Source organism: Exiguobacterium sp. N4-1P, from assembly GCF_002214325.1.
Genome location: NZ_CP022237.1, coordinates 1 through 15,893, shown reverse-complemented (window position 1 = coordinate 15,893; position 15,893 = coordinate 1). Strand labels below are relative to the sequence as shown.

General features: G+C 46.3%; 11 protein-coding genes, 1 rRNA gene and 1 other annotated feature. Of the genes, 1 reads left to right on the top strand and 11 read right to left on the bottom strand.

Annotation, left to right across the window (positions count from 1 at the left end; all coding sequences use genetic code 11):
• Positions 1-13: 13 nt before the first annotated feature.
• Positions 14-595 carry a pyridoxal 5'-phosphate synthase glutaminase subunit PdxT gene (gene pdxT / locus A0126_RS15620; protein WP_088835954.1) on the bottom strand — a complete coding sequence of 194 codons (582 nt, stop codon included), beginning with the start codon at positions 593-595 and terminating at the stop codon, positions 14-16.
• Positions 589-1,476 (bottom strand): pyridoxal 5'-phosphate synthase lyase subunit PdxS, encoded by an 888-nt coding sequence (gene pdxS / locus A0126_RS15615; RefSeq protein WP_369834776.1) that lies wholly within the window; start codon positions 1,474-1,476, stop codon positions 589-591. Before pdxS ends, pdxT begins: the two co-directional genes overlap by 7 nt.
• A gap of 129 nt (positions 1,477-1,605) precedes the next feature.
• Between pdxS and A0126_RS15610 the strand changes: the two genes are divergently transcribed.
• Positions 1,606-2,997: a MocR-like pyridoxine biosynthesis transcription factor PdxR gene (locus A0126_RS15610; protein WP_088835952.1), complete on the top strand. Its 1,392-nt coding sequence runs from the start codon at positions 1,606-1,608 to the stop codon at positions 2,995-2,997.
• 144 nt (positions 2,998-3,141) lie between these two features.
• Here A0126_RS15610 and guaB read toward each other — a convergent pair whose 3' ends face one another.
• The 9 genes from guaB to dnaA all read right to left on the bottom strand — a co-directional run bounded on the left by guaB (position 3,142) and on the right by dnaA (position 15,669).
• Entirely contained in the window at positions 3,142-4,608 is a 1,467-nt protein-coding gene (gene guaB / locus A0126_RS15605; protein WP_029332179.1) for an IMP dehydrogenase, read from the bottom strand.
• Positions 4,609-4,766: 158 nt separating this feature from the next.
• A 5S ribosomal RNA gene (rrf, locus tag A0126_RS15600) occupies positions 4,767-4,882 on the bottom strand.
• A 58-nt stretch (positions 4,883-4,940) separates the two neighbouring features.
• Positions 4,941-5,039, bottom strand: a sequence feature (23S ribosomal RNA rRNA prediction is too short).
• Between the two features lie 644 nt (positions 5,040-5,683).
• On the bottom strand, positions 5,684-6,730 hold the full coding sequence (locus A0126_RS15595) for an HD-GYP domain-containing protein (RefSeq protein WP_088838309.1): 1,047 nt from the start codon (positions 6,728-6,730) through the stop codon (positions 5,684-5,686).
• Between the two features lie 102 nt (positions 6,731-6,832).
• Positions 6,833-9,481, bottom strand: a complete 2,649-nt coding sequence (gene gyrA / locus A0126_RS15590; protein WP_088838308.1) for a DNA gyrase subunit A — start codon at positions 9,479-9,481, stop codon at positions 6,833-6,835.
• Positions 9,482-9,508: 27 nt separating this feature from the next.
• Positions 9,509-11,422 (bottom strand): DNA topoisomerase (ATP-hydrolyzing) subunit B, encoded by a 1,914-nt coding sequence (gene gyrB / locus A0126_RS15585; protein ID WP_204251446.1) that lies wholly within the window; start codon positions 11,420-11,422, stop codon positions 9,509-9,511.
• 10 nt (positions 11,423-11,432) lie between these two features.
• A complete protein-coding gene (gene recF, locus A0126_RS15580; RefSeq protein ID WP_029332175.1) occupies positions 11,433-12,587 on the bottom strand; it encodes a DNA replication/repair protein RecF in 1,155 nt (384 codons plus the stop codon).
• Between the two features lies 1 nt (position 12,588).
• Complete coding sequence (yaaA, locus tag A0126_RS15575; RefSeq protein WP_029332174.1) at positions 12,589-12,810, bottom strand: S4 domain-containing protein YaaA; 222 nt, start codon at positions 12,808-12,810, stop codon at positions 12,589-12,591.
• A 141-nt stretch (positions 12,811-12,951) separates the two neighbouring features.
• Complete coding sequence (gene dnaN / locus A0126_RS15570; RefSeq protein WP_029332173.1) at positions 12,952-14,085, bottom strand: DNA polymerase III subunit beta; 1,134 nt, start codon at positions 14,083-14,085, stop codon at positions 12,952-12,954.
• Positions 14,086-14,271: 186 nt separating this feature from the next.
• Positions 14,272-15,669, bottom strand: coding sequence for a chromosomal replication initiator protein DnaA (gene dnaA / locus A0126_RS15565; RefSeq protein WP_088838306.1), 1,398 nt, complete (start codon positions 15,667-15,669; stop codon positions 14,272-14,274).
• Positions 15,670-15,893: the final 224 nt, after the last annotated feature.

Below are 15,893 nucleotides of genomic sequence, written 5' to 3'. Positions count from 1 at the left end.
ACTTTTTTTGTCGTTAGATGACGTGAACCGAACGTTGCTGTTTTACTTTTTCAATAAAGTAACGATGCAAACAGGTATCGTTCGTTAATTCCGGATGAAACGAACAGGCGAGATGCATGTCTGTTTCGACGACGACGATCTCGTCGTCAATGCGAGCGAGAACGCGGGTCGCTTGATCGATTCGTTCGACATAAGGGGCTCGAATAAAGACAGCTTCAATGTCCGCCCCGATTCCGTCGACGGCTAGCATCGTTTCAAAACTGTCCACTTGGCGACCGAACGCATTTCGTTTCACTTTCATCGGGATTGCCCCGAGGTGAACATCTCCTTGTTCAAGTTCCGTCGCTAATAAAATCATCCCGGCGCACGTCCCGAACATCGGTAACGTCTTTATTTTTTGTCGAAGGGGCACAAGCAAGGCGTAGCGATCAATCAATCGGCGCATCGCTGTCGACTCACCACCGGGCAAGACAAGTCCGGCGATTCCTTCTAAATCTTCCGCCGATTTGATGATTCGTGTTTTTACACCGAGCGATGCCAACATCTCAAGATGTTCCCTGACTGCCCCTTGTAGACCAAGTACCCCGATTACCATCCTCGTGGTGCCATCCGTTCCTCAAACGGCATCGACGTGACATCAATCCCCTTCATTGCTGTTCCGAGACCTTTCGAGAGATACGCAATTCGTTCGAAGTCATCCCGGTACGTCACGGCTTCGACGATCGCTTTCGCAAATTTTTCCGGTTGCTCCGATTTAAAAATGCCTGAACCGACGAAAACACCGTCAGCTCCAAGATGCATCATCAATGCAGCATCTGCCGGCGTCGCGATTCCACCGGCAGCAAAGTTAACAACGGGTAGACGCCCTTCTTGCTGAATCATCCGTAAGACTTCGTAAGGTGCACCCCACTCCTTCGCCCGTGTCATCAACTCATCCGGATTCGTATGTAAAATCTGGTTGAGTTCAGCTTGAATTTTTCGCATATGCCGGACGGCTTCGACGACGTTACCCGTTCCCGGTTCGCCTTTTGTCCGAATCATCGCCGCACCTTCCGCAATTCGGCGAGCCGCCTCTCCTAAATCGCGTGCCCCACAAACGAACGGTACCGTAAACGTCGACTTCAACAGATGGTACTCTTCATCAGCCGGTGTCAGGACTTCACTCTCATCAATGAAATCGACCCCCATCGACTCAAGGATCCGTGCTTCGACGATATGGCCGATTCGGCATTTCGCCATGACAGGAATCGTGACGGCATTTACGACCTCTTCCGTGATGGTCGGATCTGCCATTCGTGCCACACCTCCATCTCGGCGAATATCAGACGGGACACGTTCGAGTGCCATGACGGCGACGGCACCGGCTGCCTCTGCGATTTTCGCTTGCTCGGCATTGACGACGTCCATGATGACGCCCCCTTTTTGCATCTCAGCCATTCCTCTTTTGACACGATCCGTTCCTTGTTGCCGTTCCATCATTCTAAATTCCCCCTTGAACAATTTGATTGATAGCTCCTTACTTACGTTTTAGTATAGTCTCGATTGACTATTTTAAAAGTATCAGTTTATGATGAAATGAACAGGTCAGTTTTAGGAGGTACTTCAATGGATATGTTATCGTTCGAGTTAATACGAGAGGGCAATAAGCCGTTATACGAGCAATTGTATCAACAGATTCGTCAAGAAATCATCGATGGACGTCTAGAGTATGGTGTCAAATTACCGTCAAAACGAAAACTCGGTCAGTTCTTGAACTTGAGTCAAACGACGATTGAGCTCGCCTATCAACAACTCGTCGCCGAAGGCTATGTCGAGTCAGTTTCAAGAAAAGGGTATTTTGTCTTAGCACACGAAGAGCTTGCTTATGTAAAGAAAATACCACTAGCAACGAAGCAATACCTTTCTCCGTCCACCTATATCCGTCATGATTTCCATCCGAGTAAAATCGATGGATCATCTTTTCCTTTTTCACGTTGGCGAAAACATGCGAAGGATGTCATCGATGAACATAATCAATCCCTTGTTTCTCTCGGACACCCGCAAGGCGATCTCGCCTTACGTGTTGAAATTGCGACCTACCTATATCACTCAAGAGGTGTCATCTGTTCGCCTGAACAAATCATCATTGGGTCTGGGGTCGAACAACTTTTGCCCCAACTGATTTTCCTGCTAGGACAACACGTCACCTACGGAATCGAAGATCCCGGTTATCATGCGACCAGACTCATTCTTGAGAATCATGGACGAACAGCAATCCCGATTCCGGTCGATCAAAGTGGTGTCAAAGTCTCGACTTTAAGTCAGACTGATGTGGATATCATGTATGTGACACCTGCCCACCAATTACCGTCCGGAAGCATCTTATCCGTCAATCGGCGCCGGCAATTGGTGAACTGGGCTGCTGAATCCCCGACACGTTACATCATTGAGGATGACTACGACAGTGAGTTTCGTTATAGTGGCAAGTCGATTCCGTCACTCCACAGCATCGATAGTGAACGAGTACTTTATTTGAGCACCTTCTCCAAGTCGCTCATGCCTTCACTGCGGATTGGCTACATGGTCCTTCCGCCTTCTTTGCTTGAGCGCTATCAGACCGAACTCTCCTATTACACATGCAGTGTCTCACGTTTTGATCAAACGATTTTGACACGCTTTATGAAAGAAGGCGACTTCGAGAAACATTTGAATCGGATGCGAAAGATCTATCGGCGTAAGTTAGACATCGTCGTCAATTCGTTACGTGCTATCTCATCCCTGCGCTTGACCGGCGAAAGTGCGGGTTTGCATGTCGTCGTTTCTGTTGCGAACGGGATGACGGAAGAAGAATTAGTCAGGCGAGCACACGACGCTTCAATTCAGGTCTATGGTTTATCCCAGTATGCACAACTTCCGTTAGAAGCAATGCACCCACAAATCGTGTTAGGTTTTGCAAGTCTATCGGAATCAGATCTTGAAGAGGGGCTTGGGGAGTTGTTACAGTCTTGGCAGTTGTAACAGCAGTCTTTCGGACTGTGAACAAAACCAGCTTGAACGTGTCCGTGATTTTCATATAGGCTATGTCGTGAAACACCTTGAGCCGCCTAACATCATTAATCTATAAACAAAAAAAGGCCCCGCATCATCTGCAGGGCTTTCTTTTTATTGGCGTGTATAGTTCGATGCTTCTTTTGTGATTTGAATGTCATGTGGGTGACTTTCTTGTAAGCCAGCACCCGTCATGCGGATGAATTGTGTGTCTTCTCGCAATTCTTCTAATGAAGCTGCTCCACAATATCCCATTCCTGAACGAATCCCACCAACGAGTTGATAGACAGAATCACCGAGTTTTCCACGGTAAGCGACACGACCTTCAATTCCTTCTGGAACGAATTTCTTATCTGCTTCTTGGAAGTAGCGATCTTGACTACCACGTTTCATTGATGCTTCAGAACCCATACCACGGTATGTCTTAAATTGACGACCTTGGTAGATCTCCATTTCGCCCGGGCTTTCTTCAACACCAGCAAGCAGACTACCTAACATGACCGCATGACCGCCAGCTGCAAGTGCTTTGACGATATCGCCCGAGTACTTAATTCCGCCGTCGGCAATGATGGAGACACCATGCTTACGGGCCTCTGTCGCACAATCAAAGACTGCAGTGATTTGTGGAACCCCCACTCCCGCAACGACACGTGTCGTACAAATTGAACCAGGTCCAATCCCTACCTTGACGACCGATGCACCAGCTTCAATTAAATCGCGTGTTGCTTCTGCGGTTGCAACGTTCCCAGCGATGATTGGAAGATTTGGATATTCATCACGAAGCTCACGTACTTTTAAGAGTACGCCTTCAGAGTGACCGTGTGCCGTATCGACGACGAGTGCATCGACGCCTGCATCAACAAGAAAACGTGCGCGAAGAGATGCATCTTTCGTGACACCGACAGCTGCAGCGACGAGAAGACGTCCGAATTGATCTTTTGCTGCATGTGGATATTGTTCGACTTTTTCAATATCCTTTGTTGTGATTAAGCCTTTTAATACACCGTTCTCATCAACGAGTGGTAACTTTTCAATGCGATGTTTGTGGAGAATTTGTTCTGCTTCTTCGAGTGACGTACCAACTGTAGCAGTGACGAGTTCTTCTGTCGTCATGACCGTCTCAATTACCGTCGAATAGTCTTTAACAAAACGAAGATCACGATTTGTTAAAATACCAACGAGTTTCCGTTCTGTTTCGTTGTTAACGATCGGAACACCAGAAATACGATATTTACTCATTAAATATTCAGCATCGTATACTTGGCGTTCAGGTGTAAGATAAAACGGATTCGTGATGACACCATTTTCAGAACGTTTGACGCGATCGACATGTTCTGCTTGGTCTTCCATCGACATGTTTTTGTGGACGACACCTAGACCGCCTTGACGTGCCATGGCAATCGCCATTGGTGCTTCCGTCACAGTATCCATTCCTGCACTGATCAACGGGATGTTCAGTGTAATCCCTTCGCATAAGGATACAGATAGATCGACGTCACGTGGTAAGACACTTGAACGACGTGGTACAAGCAAAACGTCATCAAACGTCAAGCCCTCTTTAGCAAATTTATTCTCCCACATGTTTATCCACTCGCTTTCTCTTTGATAAAAGAATATTGATGTTATGGTAACAAGGAGAAACAGTCATGTCAATGACTCCAGTAATAATCAGAACAGTCTGAAGTTTCACACAACACAAAAAGACCGACCTGCAAGATGCAGATCGGTCCTTTTCAATTGCCTGGCAACGTCCTATCCTCACAGGGGGAAGCCCCCAACTACTTTCGGCGTTCAAGTGCTTAACTTCCGTGTTCGGCATGGGAACGGGTGTGACCACTTGGCTATCGTCACCAGACGACGGGCTCGCGCCCTCAAAACTGAAGTCATCAACAATCATCTGCTAGAACAAGGCCTCGACCGATTAGTATCACTCAGCTCCGCATGTCACCATGCTTCCACCCGTGACCTATCTACCTCATCGTCTCTGAGGGGTCTTTCTTGATTACTCAAAGGGAAATTTCCCTCCGAAGAGTTCCGTGAGCTTCCTGCGCTCGACTTGCATGTATTAGGCACGCCGCCAGCGTTCGTCCTGAGCCAGGATCAAACTCTCCATAAAGTGTTTGACTTGCTCGTTTTTGTGACTAAAAGTCACGTTGACGAAGCTTGCGCTTCATTCATTGTTTGTATCCGAAGATACGTTTTTTGCCTCATCGTTCAGTTTTCAAAGTTCGTCCGCGCCTGTTTTGGCGACTCAATTAGAATACCAAGTCTGGAACGATAAGTCAACAACTTTTTAAAAGAAGTTTTTTCGTTCGTTTCAAGCGTGCGTCCTCTTTAGGACATGAAATAATATACCATGCGATTTATTATTGTGCAAGCATTTTTGATAATTAATTTTAATTTCATAAAAAATTGTTTTATAACTTTTGACTAGACTTTCATTTTTTGTTGGTATAAGTGGCTTTTGCCACGTCTTCCTGTTTTTGAGCCGTACCTTTCGACTTTTAGCATTCACCTTTTTTAGGACACCTGTCACATACGGCTCAAACAGAAAACTAACCTATTCCTAGCAGATCCACCTAAATGTTTCCCTCTTCATAAAAGTTGATCTACAGACTGATTAAACTACGCGTTTCTTCTATATAGTAAGTCTGCTTTAATCCATCAGCTGCATAATGTTCAACTGCCGGTCTTCCATTAAGTCTTTCACGACTTGCTGGTTCTGCTCATCATAGACGATGACAGGACGATCAAAGATGACATTCTTCCGCACGACAGTTGCAATTTTTCCGTTACTCATCAAAACACGATCTCCGATTCCAATCGGCAATAGAAGTTGTCCGAGTAATGTAACGTACTTCGAATCGTACTGCATCGGCCGCGCTTTTAGGTGAACGTATGCATCGTATGCCGTATAAGCCTCTCGGTATGGACGCCAGCTTGTCATTGCCGCAAAAACATCTGCTACGATGAAAAGACGTGTATGATCCATGATTTTATCACCCGTGGCTTTTAATGGGTAACCGGATCCGTCTAGACGTTCATGGTGTTGGACGATTAAACGTTTGACCGTATCTGAAATGACCGTATCGTTTTGTAAGGCTTGATAAGCCATCGCCGGATGTCGATGGAAAATCTCTTGTTGCATTGCTTCATATCGTTTTGTATGTCGCCACTCCATGATGCGTGCGAGTCCATAGTCTGCAAAGTAAGAGGCTGTCCATAAGTCTTGAATCATCTTTCGTTCTTTTCTGACTGCTTCCGCTAACAGCTGAGCGAGTGCCCCTCGATAAACCGCATGGCGAACTGTATATGCTTCCGTTCCCCGTTCAAGGAAAAACGGTAAAATGTCTTCCCGACGAACTGTGTCTGGCATCGAGTTTTTAACCCATTTCAAAGCTTCATATGTATTCGGGGTGAAACCTTGTTCCCATGAGGTGAAGACTTGATTATAGGAATCAACAAGTTCTTCGAATGGATTTTCGCTTACTTCTTGAAGACGAACCATCTCTTGTTGACTTTCTTCGACTAGACCTTCTGGTCGTTCCTCAATATCGATTTCCTTAATCAAAAACCGTTTCAGGCGTCTTAGTTCGTCTGTCCCTAGTTTTTTTCCAGCTTCGACAATCGGTATATCGGTATGTAAAAAGACTGACTCCGTTACCCGGTCGCCGATGATGAGTCGCTCGCTTGCGATACGCATCTTACCTCGTCCCTTTCTCTCATCAGTTTTATTTGTAGAAAAACAGCAGAGTAGGGACATCTACCGTCCGACTCTGCTGTACCTCTTTATTCCATACTGATGTTATTCTTCTGTTTCTTCGATTACTGTTTCTGCTTCAACAACCGGAGAAACGTTTTCTTCATCCACGACAGTCGACAGCTCATCAACGATCGCTTCTTCGTTTTCTTCTTTTTTCAGTTTCGCGACGGTAGCGACACGGTCACCTTCTTCAATCCGGATGACTTTGACACCTTGTGTGTTACGTCCGACACGTGAAATATTTTGTGAATCGGTCCGGATGACGATTCCGCCTTCTGTCATGATCATGATGTCGTCATCGACGTCAACAATCCGTAGGGCAGCGATTTGACCAATCCGGTCGTTCACTTTACTTGCAATCAATCCTTTACCACCACGCGTCTGGCTTCGGAACTCAGTCATTGGTGTCCGCTTCCCGAATCCTTTTTCCGTGATGACGAGGACATCTTGTTCGTCACGCGCAAGCTCCATGCCGATGACGATATCTTCTTCTGCTAGTTTCATCGCTTTGACACCACGCGCACCACGTCCCATTGAACGAACGTTTGTGATCGGGAAACGAATCGCCTTACCACGGTTTGAAACGGTAAAGACTTCATCGTCTGTCGATGCGAGACGGACAGATGTCAATTCGTCGTCTTCGAACAGACGAATCGCAATCAGACCGTTTTTATTAATCCGGGCATAAGCAGAGAGTGGCGAACGTTTAACGCGTCCTTTACGTGTCATGAAGATTAATGATTTTTGCTCATCCTGCATGACTTCTTCTGCATCAAGTATCTCTTCCGCTTCTTCTTCCGGTGCTACGTCGTCATCCGATTCGATTGTCGCTTCGATGATGGATTCTTCGACGACATTTTGCTCTTCCAGGTATCGTTTAAAGTTAACTGGAATCATCGTCTCGACCTTTTCACCGCGTTCAATCTGAATCAGGTTGATGATCGGCACACCTTTTGAAGTCCGGCTCATCTCAGGTACTTCATACCCACGGATGCGGTAGACTTTCCCGCGGTTTGTAAAGAACAGGATCGTATCATGCGTCGAACACGATAAGAGACGTGTTACATAATCCGCATCATTCGTACCGATTCCTTGGACACCACGACCACCACGACGTTGTGCACGATACGAATCCGTCGTGAGACGTTTAATGTATCCACTGCTCGTCAATGTGATGATGATATCTTTTTCAGGAATCAAATCTTCATCTTCGAATTCGATGTGGTCCATCCGAATTTCAGTCCGGCGTTTGTCGTTGAAGCGTTCTTTCACTTCTTCGAGTTCCGTCCGAATCAATTCAAGCAATTCTTCATCGCTTTCGAGAATTTTTTTGAGTTCCGTGATCAGCTGCATGATTTCATCATATTCAGCATCGATTTTCTCACGTTCGAGTCCTGTTAGACGTTGAAGACGCATATCAAGAATCGCTTGCGATTGTTTCTCAGACAAAGCAAACCGATCCATCAACTGTTCGCGTGCCGCATCAGCCGTTCGGTTCGCTCGGATGATTTTGATGACTTCATCCAAGTGATCGAGTGCGATGCGAAGACCCGCAAGAAGATGTTCCCGTGCTTCCGCCTTCTCAAGGTCGAACTGTGTCCGGCGACGGACGATTTCTTTTTGGTGCTCGAGGTAATGATAGAGCATCTCTTTGAGTGTCAGCGTTTTCGGACGACCACCCACGATCGCAAGCATGTTGACACCAAACGTCGTTTGCATCGATGTCTGTTTATATAAGTTATTTAGGATGACACTTGCGTTCGCATCACGACGAATTTCCATGACGATCCGCATACCACGACGATCGGATTCGTCACGTAAGTCCGTAATGCCTTCAATTTTCTTCTCACGGACGAGATCGGCGATTTTTTCTACGAGACGCGCCTTGTTGACTTGATATGGCAGTTCCGTCACGATGATCCGTTCGCGGTCTTTTTTAGCTTGTTCGATTTCTGCTTTCGCACGAACGATGATTGACCCACGTCCCGTTTCATAGGCACGGCGAATCCCGCTCCGACCTAAGATTTCACCGGCTGTCGGGAAATCAGGACCTGGAATGTGTTGCATCAACTCGGAAATCGTAATCTCCGGGTTATGCGTTAGCGCAAGTACGCCATCGATGACTTCACCTAATTGGTGCGGCGGAATGTTTGTTGCCATCCCGACCGCAATCCCGCTTGATCCATTGACGAGCAAGTTTGGAAAACGCGACGGTAAGACTTCTGGTTCGCGCTCTGATCCATCATAGTTATCTTTGAAATCAACGGTATTTTTATTGATATCGCGAACGATTTCCATCGCGATTTTTGACATACGGGCTTCCGTATATCGCATCGCAGCGGCAGAGTCGCCGTCGACAGAACCGAAGTTTCCGTGTCCATCCACGAGCTCATACCGGTAGCTGAAGTCCTGTGCCATCCGAACCATCGTGTCGTAAACAGCAGAATCACCGTGTGGGTGGTACTTACCGATAACTTCACCGACGATACGGGCAGATTTTTTATGTGGCTTATCTGCGCGGATACCGAGATCGTTCATCGCATAAAGAATACGACGATGTCCTGGCTTCAGACCGTCACGTACGTCAGGAAGTGCACGTGCGACGATGACGCTCATCGCGTAATCCATGAAGGATGTACGCATTTCTTGACTAATATTTATATCTTTAATGATTCCTTGTTGATCGGACATTCGTCTGGCCACCCTCTCTATTCAACGTTAAATATCCAAGTTCTTCACGTAATGCGCGTGCGACTGGATAAAGTCACGACGTGGTTCTACCTGATCTCCCATCAAGATATCGAATACTTCATCCGCTTCGATGGCATCTTGAAGTTCAACCCGAAGCATTTGACGACCACTCGGATCCATCGTCGTTTCCCAAAGTTGCTCTGGATCCATCTCACCGAGACCTTTATAACGCTGAATGTCGTAACGCGCGTTTTCTGGAAGTGCGGCTAAGGCCTCGTTCAGCTCACGTTCGTTATGCACATACGTGATGTTTTTCCCTTGCTTGATTCCGTATAGCGGCGGTTGTGCGATATAGACATAACCATGCTCGACGAGCGGACGCATATAACGGTAGAAGAACGTCAACAGGAGTGTCCGGATGTGGGCACCATCGACGTCGGCATCGGTCATGATGATGACTTTATGATACCGTGCTTTTTCGATGTTGAATTCTGAACCGATACTCGTTCCGAGTGCGGTAATGATCGTCCGGATCTCGTTACTGCCGAGAATTTTATCGAGACGGGCTTTTTCAACGTTCAAAATTTTACCACGGATCGGTAAAATCGCTTGGAAGTGACGGTCACGACCTGATTTCGCAGAACCACCCGCTGAGTCACCCTCAACGATATAAATTTCTGAAATCGTTGCATCCCGCGATGAACAGTCGGCCAATTTACCAGGAAGTGAACTTACTTCAAGGACACCTTTACGACGTGTCAATTCACGCGCGCGTTTCGCTGCCATCCGGGCACGCGAGGCCATCATTCCTTTTTCGACGATTGCACGAGCATTCGACGGGTTTTCCATCATGAACTGTTCAAAGATGGAAGAGAATAACGTATCGGTCGCTGTTCGAGCATCCGAGTTACCGAGCTTCGTTTTCGTTTGTCCTTCGAATTGGGGGTTCGGGTGTTTGATCGAGACGATTGCCGTCATTCCTTCACGGACGTCTTCCCCAGACAACGTACCGTCTGCTTCTTTCATCAAACCGAACTTCTTCGCATAGTCATTGATGACACGCGTCAACGCCGTCTTAAAGCCCGTTTCATGCGTACCACCTTCATGCGTCGGAATGTTGTTCGTAAACGAATAGATGTTGGCTGCAAAGCCATCGTTGTATTGAAGCGCAACTTCGACTTCGATGCCATCCTTCGTTCCGTGGACGTAGACCGGTTCCGGGTGAACAACTTCTTTCGAGCGGTTCAAGTGTTCAACGTACGACTTGATTCCACCTTCGTAATGGAAGTGCCGCGTAATCGGTTCTTCTGCACGATCGTCCGTAATGACGATGTTCAGACCTTTATTCAAGAAAGCGAGTTCACGTAAACGTGTCGCAAGTAAATCGTAATCGTATTCGAGTGTTTCCTGGAAGATTTCACTGTCCGGGAAGAAACGAATCATTGTCCCTGTCTCTTCTGAAGTCCCGATGATTTCGAGATCTTGTGTTGGAACACCACGATGATACGATTGATAATAGAGCTTCTCGTTCCGCTTAACGAATACTTCAAGCTTCGTCGACAACGCATTGACGACCGAAGCCCCGACACCGTGAAGACCACCTGATACTTTGTAGCCTCCGCCACCAAACTTACCGCCGGCATGGAGGACCGTTAAAATGACTTCGACTGCAGGACGTCCCATTTTTTCTTGAATATCAATCGGAATCCCCCGACCGTTATCCTCAACTAGAATCGAGTTCCCTGGTTCAATCGTGACTTTAATCGTGTCACAGTATCCAGCCAGTGCTTCATCAATCGAGTTATCGACGATTTCCCAAACTAAATGGTGGAGCCCTTTCGACGCGGTTGATCCAATATACATACCTGGACGTTTTCGAACGGCTTCAAGACCTTCAAGTACCTGAATCTGATCGGCACCGTACCCTTGTTCCAATTCCATATCTTCATGATTACTCATCGGTTTTCTCACCTACTGTTTCTTTATAGGATGTCTCTTCCAAAATAACTGCTCCTTGTTTCACGTGGAACAACTTCGCTTGTCTAATCGTTTCATGTGCGATTCCCTCGACACTCGTCGTCGTCAGGATCGTCTGAACCTTTTGTTGCATCGTATCGAGTAAATGGGTTTGACGATGATCATCGAGTTCCGATAACACATCGTCTAGAAGAAGTAGCGGGTATTCCCCGACCTCCTCATGAATCAACTCAATCTCTGCTAGCTTCAACGAGAGCGCAGCCGTCCGTTGCTGTCCTTGTGAACCGTATGTCTGGACATTTCGTCCATTGACCTCCATTTCGAAGTCATCACGGTGTGGACCAAATAACGTCACGCCTCGTCTAATTTCATTTTCTTTTATTTTACCAAACTTCTGCGTATAAGAAGCAGTCATTCCTTCGACATCCAGCGAATCATCACTAAATGTATCGGATCGATAGCGTAGAACGAGTTCTTCCTGTCCACGACTGATTCCATCATGAATCGGTCGCGCCCACTTTTCGAGCTGGGCAATGAAATGATGACGGCGTTGAACGATTTTAACGGCAAGCGTAATCATCTGTTCCGTCAAAATGTCGAGGAACGTCTCGTCCCCCCCTTTAATTGACAACTGCTTTAACAACGCATTTCGTTGTTTCAACACTTTCAGGTATTGACTTAATTCATGCAGGTAGACCGGACTGACTTGACCAATCTCCATATCTAAAAAGCGACGCCGTACTTGTGGACTGCCTTTGACGATGTGCAAATCCTCTGGTGCGAACAACACGATATTGAGCGCCCCGATATAATCACTGAGGCGCCGCTGTTCGAGATGATTGAGCTTCGCCTTCTTCCCACGACTCGAAATCTGGATTTCCTGCGAATGGGGACCCATCCGCTTCATGACACGTCCTTCGACGCGCGCTGCTTCCGCATCCCACTGGATCAGTTCCTTATCGTGTGTCGTCCGGTGCGATTTCGCGAGCGCCAATACGTGGATCGCTTCGAGCAAGTTCGTCTTGCCTTGAGCATTTTCCCCGATTAAGACGTTCGTCTTTTCAGAAAAGAACAATTCCAGCGACTCATAGTTGCGATAATGACTGAGTCGTACCGAATCTAGTCGCACGTTAGTTCGCCTCGTTCTTGATGACGAATTGACCGTAGTCTTCTACGTCAATAACATCTCCATCCCGCAACTTACGACCACGTCGCTGATCGACCTCACCGTTGACGAGAATAGGTACCTCCGCTAGAAATGGTTTTGCTTGTCCTCCGCTCGAGATAATATCAGACAGCTTCAAGAACTGACCTAATGTGACATATTCCGACGTGATTTTGATTTGATTCATGGATTGACTCCTCCTACCTACATATTATAAATGACATACTCTTTATTGTACTAAAAAACTCGTGATTTAGCAAAATGAACGAACATATATACGGATTACAAAAAAAACCCAAGAAACCAAGTCGGTTTCTCGGGGAGGGAATCAAGCCGTACGGACAGGTAAAATCAATTGCAAGACGTTATCTTGGTCGACCGGATGGAGAATGAATGGTCGAATCGATCCCGTGAATTGAATTTCAATATCCGTCGCATCAAGTGCTTTTAAGGCATCCATCATGTATTTCGAGTTGAAAGAAATCTTCAGCTCTTCGCCTTCAAGCGACAAGATGCTCACTTGTTCCGAAACTTTCCCAACTTCTGGTGAGTGCGATGAAATTTCGACAGCTGTCGTACCTTCTGCTGCGAACTTGATGACGTTGTTGCGGTCTTCACGTGCAAGAAGTGATGCCCGGTCGATTGCCTGAAGCAATTCCTTTGCATTCATACGGACAGCCGTCCGGTACTCTTCCGGAATTAAACGCGACGTATCCGGATAGTTCCCGTCGAGTAAGCGAGAGAAGAATAGGACATGTTTCATTTTGAAGAGGATTTGCTGGTTCGTGATCGTGACATCGACATGACCATCACCTAACAGTTTCGATAATTCGTTTAAGCTCTTACCCGGCACGATGACATTTTGGAACGAAATCTCGTTCTCTGTCTCAAACTGTGCCCGGCGTAGTGCAAGGCGATGACTATCCGTCGATACGCATGTCAAAATGCCTTTATCTGCTGAGAAGTTAACCCCTGTCAAAACAGGACGTGTTTCTTGAACCGCGACGGCAAAACTCGTCTGACGGATCATTGAACGTAATAGATCTGCGGGTAAACGGAACTGTTGTCCCCCATCGACTTGTGGAAGACGCGGAAACTCGTCTGAATCAAGACCGTTCAGATGAAATTCAGCTGTCCCGGATTGAATCCGTGTCATGAAGTTTGGAGAGACTTCGATGATGACTTCGTCTGTTGGTAACTTTTTAACGATATCACCAAAGAAACGGGCATTGAGGACGACACTACCGGCGCGGTGGACGGTTACATAAGAAGTACCATTCTCTTCCGCATAGATTGTCCGTTCAATTGAAATCTCGGTATCGCTTCCTGTTAACGTCATTCCGTCACCATGCGCTTCAAGTTTGATTCCCGTTAAGATTGGAATCGTTGTTCTTGATGAGACAGCTTTCGCTACGTCCTGGATGGCTTGGATTAAAGTATCGCGTTGAATTGTAATATGCATATTGTCGTTAAGCTCCTCTCAAAATGGGCGTTACATCATCATAACATAATAATATATTTTTTTAATAATAGTATTAGGGGCTGTGGATAGTGTGGATAAGTCGGTGGATAACTTGGTATAGAGCCAAACTGCGTGTGGATAACTTGTGGATAACTAGCCTCTTTTATCCACAGCTTATCCACAGGTTCAGGAATGTTTCAATTCATGCTTAATTTGTTCGATGACTTTTCCTGTTTCTCCATCCGATTTAACGAGCATACTGATTTTCTCATGTGCATGGATGACTGTCGTGTGATCCCGTCCACCAAATTCCTCACCAATCTTCGGTAAAGAGCTTTCCGTCATCTCTCGCGAGAGGTACATCGCAATCTGGCGTGGAAAGGCAATCGATTTTGTTCGTTTTTTAGCCTTTAAGTCGTCAAACGGTAAGTTGAAGTGTTTACTGACGGACTCCTGGATGTCGCGGATCGTGACTTTTCGCGGCTCCGTGACCGGCATGATGTTATGCAACGCTTCTGCTGCAACATTCGGATCAATCGTCCGTCCGACCAGGTTCGCATAAGCGATGACACGCGTCAGTGCCCCTTCGAGCTCGCGGATGTTCGTGTCGATTTGACTCGCGATATAGAGCATGACTTCATTAGAAACATCAAGTTGCTCGGCATTGGCTTTTTTTCGCAAAATCGCAATCCGTGTCTCAAGGTCAGGAGGTGTGATGTCTGTTATCAATCCCCACTCGAACCTAGAGCGAAGCCGATCTTCAAGTGTCGGAATTTCTTTTGGTGGTCGATCACTCGAGATGATGATTTGTTTTTGATCATTGTGCAGGGCATTGAATGTGTGGAAAAACTCCTCTTGCGTCTGCTCTTTTCCTGCGAGAAATTGAATGTCATCTATTAATAGAACATCGATATTCCGGTATTTGTTCCGAAACTCAACGGTTTTATTGTCCCGAATCGAGTTAATGAAGTCATTTGTAAAACGTTCCGAGGAGACATAGGCGATCCGCGTCCCAAGGTTTTGATCTTGGACGTACTGGCCAATCGCGTGCATCAAATGGGTTTTACCAAGTCCGACTCCTCCATAGATGAATAAAGGATTATAGGCTTTCGCAGGTGCTTCTGCTACAGCCAAGGAAGCGGCATGGGCAAAACGGTTACCTGATCCAATGACAAACGTATCGAACGTGTATTTTGTATTCAATTGACCGAGTTCACTCATGACCAGCTCATCGGTTGGTTTTCGTGACGATTGTGCACGATTTGGTGTTTTAGACGGTGGTACCGTCTCAGACGCTTCCTCATTTTGACGATCGAGCATCTTCTTTGCTTGGCCTTCCTCGATAAATTGAATATCAAGTCGACTCCCTGTCACTTCTTCAACCGTATCTTCGAGTAACGATAAGTATTGACGTTCCAGCCAAGTAACGGTAAATGCAGCTGGTGCTGAGATGATCAGTGTCGTTCCATTCAGCGTGACGCCTTCAGTGGATTTTAACCACATGTCATAACTTGCCTTAGGTGTCCGTTCTTCTTCCTCGATCACAGACAATACATTATGCCAAAGTTCGGCAGCGTTTTTCATAAATACCCCCCTTTTTCTATCATGATATAAAAAACTATACACAGGTTTATGCACAGGACAAAGTTAATGAAGAAACTCGACTTATCCCCACAACATAAAAACTGTGTATAAAGTTATCCACAGGCAAGTAAAACTGTGTATAAAGTTATCCACAGGGTGTGTATAACTTGAAAATTCAATTTGGTTCGTATCGTTGTTATGCACAATTAGTGTATCAAATGAAA